Genomic DNA, 644 nt, shown 5'->3' on the forward strand with positions numbered 1-644 from the left:
GACGAAGTCTTCCCCGCCGCGACAGCGCGGCTGGCACAAAACAATCGCCGCTGGAGTGAAAACTGGATGCTGGGCGTCGCTGCTGCTTCCTGGATTTCCTGGGCCTGCGGCACGGTGATCGGCGCGTTATTCGGTAATGGGCCGCTGAAGGAGTACCCCGCCGTCGAGGCGGCGCTCACCTTTATGTTGCCTGCATTGTTCCTCAGCTTTCTGCTGGCTTCTTTTAAAAAACGGCAAAGTGTGGTGGTGGTGTGCGCGCTGAGTGGCGCACTGCTTGGGTTACTGCTGTTCTCCATTCCGGCCGCCATTTTAGTCGGTATCGGCAGCGGGGTGGGCCGCGCCCTCGTTCTTTGCCCCCGGCAGCGCCTGCGCCGCCGCTCTGTTTCTTGCGCCCCCCGCCATGGATCAACAGCGGGAGAAATCCTTATGAATACCCAAATAGTGCTGATTGGTGTGTTGGTTGGCATGGTGAATTTTTTGTTCCGCTACCTGCCGCTGCGTCTGGGAACCAGCCGCGCCTCCGGCTCGCTTAAGCGCGGCAAGGTAGGCGCGGTGCTCGACAGCATTGGTATAGCGTCTATCTGCGCACTGCTGATCGTCTCCAGCGTCCCGGAGATTCAACAGCACACCAACAAGCTGCTGCC

The 644-nt window shown here is 60.1% G+C and carries 1 protein-coding gene and 1 pseudogene; both read left to right on the forward strand.

Features of this window, described 5'->3' with window-relative positions; all coding sequences use genetic code 11:
* Positions 1–345, forward strand: a pseudogene (locus J5224_RS33415) (branched-chain amino acid ABC transporter permease); the annotation flags it as partial.
* An 81-nt stretch (positions 346–426) separates the two neighbouring features.
* Positions 427–644 (forward strand): AzlD domain-containing protein (locus tag J5224_RS33420; RefSeq protein ID WP_264629184.1); only part of this gene is annotated, 218 nt, incomplete at its 3' end.

It is taken from the genome of Candidatus Symbiopectobacterium sp. NZEC135, assembly GCF_025962695.1.